Annotated in this window: 4 protein-coding genes; 2 read left to right on the top strand and 2 right to left on the bottom strand. The window is 42.5% G+C overall.

Annotated elements, in window-relative coordinates:
• Nucleotides 1–9 precede the first annotated feature (9 nt).
• Nucleotides 10–5526, bottom strand: coding sequence for a trifunctional serine/threonine-protein kinase/ATP-binding protein/sensor histidine kinase (locus QUB13_RS25845; RefSeq protein ID WP_333386656.1), 5517 nt, complete (start codon nucleotides 5524–5526; stop codon nucleotides 10–12).
• A gap of 343 nt (nucleotides 5527–5869) precedes the next feature.
• Here QUB13_RS25845 and QUB13_RS25850 point away from each other — a divergent pair, with 343 nt between their 5' ends.
• Together QUB13_RS25850 and QUB13_RS25855 are read left to right on the top strand one after the other, a co-directional pair.
• A complete protein-coding gene (locus tag QUB13_RS25850; protein ID WP_333386658.1) occupies nucleotides 5870–6079 on the top strand; it encodes a hypothetical protein in 210 nt (69 codons plus the stop codon).
• A gap of 282 nt (nucleotides 6080–6361) precedes the next feature.
• Nucleotides 6362–6742, top strand: a complete 381-nt coding sequence (locus tag QUB13_RS25855) for a hypothetical protein (protein WP_333386661.1) — start codon at nucleotides 6362–6364, stop codon at nucleotides 6740–6742.
• A gap of 137 nt (nucleotides 6743–6879) precedes the next feature.
• On the opposite strand, the gene QUB13_RS25860 is transcribed toward QUB13_RS25855, so the two are convergent.
• Nucleotides 6880–7077 (bottom strand): ATP-binding protein (locus QUB13_RS25860; protein ID WP_333386664.1); only part of this gene is annotated, 198 nt, incomplete at its 5' end.

Genomic DNA, 7077 nt, shown 5'->3' on the forward strand with positions numbered 1-7077 from the left:
AGGTAAAAATTAACTTTTTTGTTTTGCTTGAATTGGTAAGGTGATAATAAATTTTGTTCCTCGGCCTGGTGTCGATTTAACCTTAATTGAACCGCCATGTTTTTCAGCGATCGCTTGATAGCTAATTGACAGCCCCAACCCTGTTCCTTTACCCACGGGTTTAGTTGTGAAAAAAGGATCGAATATGCGCGATAGGATTTTCTTTGGAATACCGACTCCGTTATCGGCGATGATAATCTGCACTTGTTTTTGTTCTGTCTTGACTGTGCTAATCCAAATCCGATTCTGGTTGGTACTAATCTCTTGGAAACTACGCTTTCGATTGGTCTCTTCCAAGGCATCAATTGCATTCAGTATCAAATTCATAAACACTTGGTTAATTTCTCTGGCGTAGCATTCGACCAACGGCAGATCGCCATAGTTTTTGACAATTTCAATCGCCGGATGTTCTGCCTGTCCTTTGAGTCGATGCTGCAAAATCATTAAGGTGTTATCAATACCTTCATGGAGATTCACTGCTTTGTATTCTGATTCATCCAAGCGCGAAAAGCTGCGTAAAGATAGAACAATTTGCCGAATTCGCTCAGAACCGAGTTGCATCGATTCAAGTATTTTATGTAAATCCTCTGTCAAGAAATTCAATTCCGCAGTTTCTAGCTCTGCTTGCAGGGATGCCGGTGGATTAGGATAGTGGGATTGATAGGAGCTTAATAACTGCAATAGCTGTTGTGTATATTGATGAATGTGATTTACGTTTCCATGAATAAAGTTAATCGGGTTGTTAATTTCATGGGCAATCCCTGCTACCAGTTGTCCCAAAGCCGACATTTTTTCACTTTGCACCATCTGGGTTTGGGTACGATGTAATTCTTTTAAGGTCGTTTGCAGTTGGTCATTTTTTTGGTTTAATGCTTTGGTGCGTTCTTGCACCTTGTCTTCTAGTTCGGTGTACAACCTAGCATTCTCTAAGGAAATTGCTGCTTGTGACATTAATAAATTCAAAACTTCGAGCCGCCTGCGCGTAAATGCTGCCACAGTCAGGTTATTTTCCAAATATAAAATGCCAATCAACTTACCTTGGTTAAGAATTGGCGCACACAGAATACTCTTGGGTGAATGGTGCAGAATATAGGGATCTGCCGCTAGGGTTGGCTCGATCGCTGCATTCTCGATCGCAGCCAAGCAGAGAGTATTTTTGACCCGATTGATGAGGCTAACAGGTACTATTTGACCATCGTCCAAGGGCAGGGATAGTGCATCCGCACCGCTACGCGATCGCAAAACAATGGCAGGCTGTTCGAGTTGGGATAATGCCTCAATTACCCAGAGATCGCCTTTTGGCATCAGCAACGCACATTTATCGGCTCCCGCATTTTTGAGCACTACCTGAAGTAGGGTTGAGAGTAATTTATCCAACTCAATTTCACTCGACAGAGATTGAGAGGCTTGGATAATAGTAGCTAGATCGAGGGCTTCTGAGAGGCTAGTTTTACTGAAGCTGGAACTTTGGATCGTTTGAGAGAAGACAGAAATCATCCTTTCGTTCGGATTGGCAGACTGTGGCTGTCTTGACAGTATAGGTGCGAGTAGTTGGGGATAGCGGGTTTCTAAATCAACAACTTTAGCTTGGGACCCCCAGCGGGTGTAACAGTAATAGGCATCAGTCATGTAGGATTGAGCGATTTTTTCTTTGCCCCAATCGAGATAGAATTTGGCGACAACTTCGTTGGCTAAGGCTTCTTCGTTGAGGAATTGGTTTTCTTTGGCAAGTTGAATGGCGCGATCGTAATGTTCGATCGCCTCTGCTTTGTTGCCCAAAATCCGATACTTTTCTGCCTCAACTAAATGCCATTTATGCAAGTAATTCATCGGGGCATTTTGTGCCCACTGATGCAGAATCATTTGATGAGTTTCTGCATCAGCAAGCATGGAGGCTGGCTCTGGTTGATTTGTAGGAACAACTGCCAGGTGCGTCAGGGCAGCATAGAAATGGAAAACGGGAATCAAAACCATTCCTGATACTGCCATCAAACAGGACTTGGCTTGGGTGATATAGTCGAGGCCAGCCTGATAATTGCCATACCAGTAAGCAAGTTGCAGCTTGAAAATGTAGGCATAGGCGATCGCCGTGAGATTATTATCCTGCTGATGCTTCGGCAGCATCACCGTTTCATCGTAGGCAGTACCCCTCAAGCAATCTGGTTGGCTCACCGTTTCTATCAACTGTTGCATCGTTTGTCGCACGAATGACACAAGAAGATGAGCCGAATCTTGTTTCATTTGAACCATAGCAGCACTGTAAGCAGCCAATTCGGATGACAGCGTTTCCAGGTCTACACCTGCGAAAAAAGCAATATAGGCGTAAACTAACAGGTTGTAGCTAGCGTAGAGAAAATCGCCAGTTTCCATGCCACTCCTGTAGCCCTCTTTCAGTGTCGGTAGCATTCTTAACAGCGCTTGCTGGTGATGTTGGATGAAACAGCCAAACAGGGCTAGAGTCATGGACTTCATTCCCGGAGCATTCAACCTCTCTAGCAACGAGAGCGCTAATTTACCGAACCCGTAGCCTGTTTCAACTTCGCCGAAAAAGGCACACAGCACCAAGCCATGAATCGTGTATCCGACCATCGAGGCGGGAGCATTGCCAAACTGGAGCGACAACCGCACCATCGTCGCGCTCAAGAGGGGCACTAAACCTGGCCTTCCCATGTACACTGGGGCAAATAATATTCCTAACAGTTGTATTGCGTCTTGGGCGGTGCGATCGCTCATCACGGGCAGGTCAATCAGTTTGGCAATCTCTCTACCGCTTTGTAGGTGCTTAAGGTCTTGTAAGGCTTTGCCAATATTGGCTTCGTCTACTTCGGTAGGGAATTCTACCCCCAATTGCGCTAGAGCCTCTGTTCCCACCGCGATCGCCTCTAACATTTTGCCCTGAGCAGTTAGTGCCGAAATTTGAATCTCGTAGATTTTTACTTTGTCGAAAATGGTCTGTGCTTGCTGCAAAACTAATGCCGCTAGTTGTTCCATACCCGCAAAGTCAGCATTCAAATAGCTGGCTTCCGTTGCTGCCACATACAGATTTAAAGTTAATTCATACTGATGTTGCCAGCATTTTGTCTGTAATAGGTTAATCCCTGTTTGCAAATAAACCCTTGCTGCGCTGTAAGCTGTAGAATTTCTCGCCTTCAATCCAGCTTGCAAATTCAGTTTAGCTAATGTTTCGCGTTCCTCTGGTTGAGTAATTAACTCAATTCCTAAATTCAAATGCTCGACAATATCAAACAGTTTTTCTTCTCGTTCTATTTCTGAACATTTCTCTTGAAGTAACTGTCCAATTTTGAGATGAGTTGCTTGTTTTTGCTCGTCAGGAATCAGGGAGTAAGCTGCTTGTTGCACCCGGTCATGTAAAAATCGATAAATCGGATTAGCGGCTGCATCAAAAACTGAGGTAGTGTTAGAATCAATAAAGAACTTATAGATTTCTGTATTCGGAATAATCAAACCTTCTTGTAGTGCTTTCCATAGATCGGTCGCTGTTGCTTCTAGGGATTTTTCTGAAACGATCGCCAGCGAATGCAAATCAAACTGCGCCCCAATACAAGCTGCTAGTTTAAGAATATCCTGAGTCTCGGTTGGCAATTTCTGCAATTGCAGGGCTAGAAACTCCACTACATCATCAGTAATTGCTAAAGCTTTGATTTGAGTGATATCGCACTGCCAAGAGCGTGTTACTGAGTCAAAAGTAATCTGTCCATCTTCATGCAATGCTTTAATAAATTGCGTGGCAAAAAATGGATTGCCCTTGGTTTTTTGCATCACCAATTTGGTGAGGGGTTGAGCTAGAGAGAATTGGCAATTTAGCGTGTCTGACACTAACTGATTCATATCTACTAAACTCAATGGTGACAGCGTAATTGTCTTCACCGTTATACCAGTTTTGACGATATCATCGATTGTCAATATCAACGGATGCACAGGCGAAACTTCATTATCCCGATACGCCCCCAAAATTAATAAATTTTCCGTCCCTTCCATTAATAATTGCAGCAATTTTAACGATGCGGAATCTGCCCACTGTAAGTCATCCAAAAACATCACTAAGGGATGTTCTTGACGGCTAAAAACTTGCACAAATTTCTGCATTAGTAAATTAAAGCGATTTTGGGCAGCACTCCCCGACAGTTCTGTGGCTGGGGGTTGAGTTCCAATAATGCGTTCCAGTTCGGGAATCACCTCAATTAAGACTTGTCCGCTATCGCCAACAGCTTCGAGAATCTCGTTTTTCCAGGCTTGCAGTTGTGCATCCGATTCACCAAGCAATTGCCCCATTAAATCTCGGAAGGCTCGCACGAATGCAGCTAAGGGAATATTTCGCTGAAACTGGTTATATTTGCCTTTAATAAAATAGCCTCGTTGTTTGACAATGGGCTTGTGAACTTCATTAATGACGGCGGTTTTACCAATCCCTGAGAAACCCGCTACTAACATTAGTTTGGCTTTGCCTTGGCTGACCTGATTCTCTTGGGGGGATGCTACGCGAACGAAGGCATCCAGTAAACTTTGCACTTCGGTTTCTCTACCGTAGAGTTTTTCAGGGATGAGGAAGCGATCGCTAATATCTCTTTCTCCGAGTGCAAAAGATTCGATATTTCCGGTTGTTTGTAATTGACCTAGACACAATTCTAGATCGTGCTTGATTCCCAGGCTACTCTGATACCGTCCTTCGGCATTCTTCGCCATTAACTTACTAATTATTTTAGATAAAACTAACGGGATGTTAGGCTCGATTTGAGAGACTGGGATGGCAGTTTGTGCTAAGTGACAATGCACCAATTCCATCGGATCGTTTGATTGAAAGGGTAATTTCCCTGTCAGTAATTCATAAAAAGTTACACCCAAAGAATAAAAGTCACTCCGATAGTCAATTCCCCGATTCATTCGACCTGTTTGTTCTGGGGAAATATAAGCAAGTGTTCCTTCTAATACATTGAGATTCATCAAACTTGGCGTTTCTCGTGGTAGTAGAGAGGCGATACTAAAGTCAATTAATTTGACTTGTTTGGTTTCGGGATTTATTAAAATATTACTGGGTTTAATATCTTTATGAATAATGCGATCGCGATATAATATATCTAAGGTATGGCAGAGGGCGATCGCGACATCTAAAAACTCCCTCAAATATATTTTGTTTTCTCCTTTCAAGGCCCATTCTTGAAGAGAAATACCTCCAAAGTCTTCCATCACTAACGCATAGCCATTTTGATAGGGTTCGAGACTATAGGTTTGGATGATTCCAGGTTGACAAAGGTTTTTGGCAATGGTATATTGATTGCGGAACTCCACCAGTTCGCTAAAGCTCGGATAGTCACTTTTCAGGAGTTTGATGACAACAGGTAATCGATCGTTGATACGGATAGCTCGATATACCAAGGTGCGACTTCCTGAATAAACTGTGTCGAGAATTTGATAGTTGGGAATTTGAATGGTTGTGTGAGTGTTGCTATTTTTGTTAGAGTTATTCATAGCTGTTGTTGTTTGAGAATTGATGGGTGAGTAATGGGTTAGATGAGTCTGAATGCTGGGGTAAGAAACCGCCCTAAAACCAGAGAGCGTAAAGATTTAACCCACTTGTGCTAAAAAAATATAGGCAGCCGAATTCTTACAAGCTAGCCTATCCCAAAAATAATGTTACCAACATTCTATCAGACCCACTTACAAAAACAACTGACATCAACCCAGTTTATTTTACTCACAATATTGCTCTCCTTGATAAAATCAGAGAAACAAGTGAGATTAGAGAGACTGTCACGAGTATTTCCCTACCCAATTACTACCGAAAGTCTTGCCAAGCAAATTGCAAAGATTTTTGGACTTACCTCAATTAACGATCGCACTAATTTGGTTCCCTTTGATTGCTTACTGGTTGACAACTTATTGCTCTGTGGGAGAAACTCTATCAGTGGCGATCGATCGGACTCAATGGGGCTGTATCAATCTGTTGACGATCGCCCTAATCGGGGAAAAAAGAGCCATCCCCTTAAAAAGAGTGTTTGTTGCCCAAATTAGGAAGCAGTAAATTACAAGAACAAACCCTCGCTCTCGAAAAAGTTTTACCATTGTTTAAGGAATATAAACTTATCGTTTTGGGGATCGTGAATTTTGTTCGGTAGACGCAAGCAAGGAAACTGGCTCAAAGCAATGGGTGTATCTTTTTGTTGAAGGTCAAAAAAGAATCATTGTATTGAAACAGAAAAGTTAATCTGGCAACGCTTAGATTAATTAGGAGTAGTACCCGGAACTTCGTGGCACTTTCAAGGAGTGAGGGTCAGAAAAACTCAATCAGTAGCAGGATTTGATATTGCTTGTAAATGGAAACGCGATGATCGGAATAAAAGTACAAGATGCCTGGTTTATTTCAACAGATTTAGGCTGGTTGCCATCCGCAATCTCCGCTGATAAACAGCGAATGGGAATTGAAGAAATGTTCCGAGATTGCAAGACAGGATGTTATAATCTAGAAGGGAATAGTTTCAGGGAAAGCCGACTGACTAAGATGATTCTGTTAATGGTTATTGCCTACAGTTCAGCGATATTTCAAGGCATTGAAATTCAGAAAAAGCAGGTACAAAGATATGTATTTCGCCGCTCCGAACTGATAAAAAATACCGTATATGGAGTACATTTGGCGTTGGCAAGGATGGAGAACAGTGGGTTGATTATCTCGATCGACATTCATTAGAAATTCAACAGTTAATGAAGTCAACTCGAAATAAATGTCGCTTTTATCAACAGGGTATACGGGCTGCAACCCTTATTCAGTCTATCTCCTAAACCTTTTTGTCACCCCCCCAGTCTGAATGCTAGGGAAAAATTAACTTATTCTGCCTTAAGGGGTAAGGTGATGATAAACTCTGTCCCTACTCCTAATACAGAATTTACCTCGATTGTACCACCGTGTTTCTCAACTACAATCTGCCGTGCGATCGCCAATCCCAACCCCGTGCCTTTCCCCACGCCTTTGGTTGTAAATAAGTGATCAAAAATATTCGCTTTTACCTCATCTCCCATCCCTAG

The organism is Microcoleus sp. B4-D4, from assembly GCF_036705185.1.
Lineage (GTDB): Bacteria > Cyanobacteriota > Cyanobacteriia > Cyanobacteriales > Microcoleaceae > Microcoleus.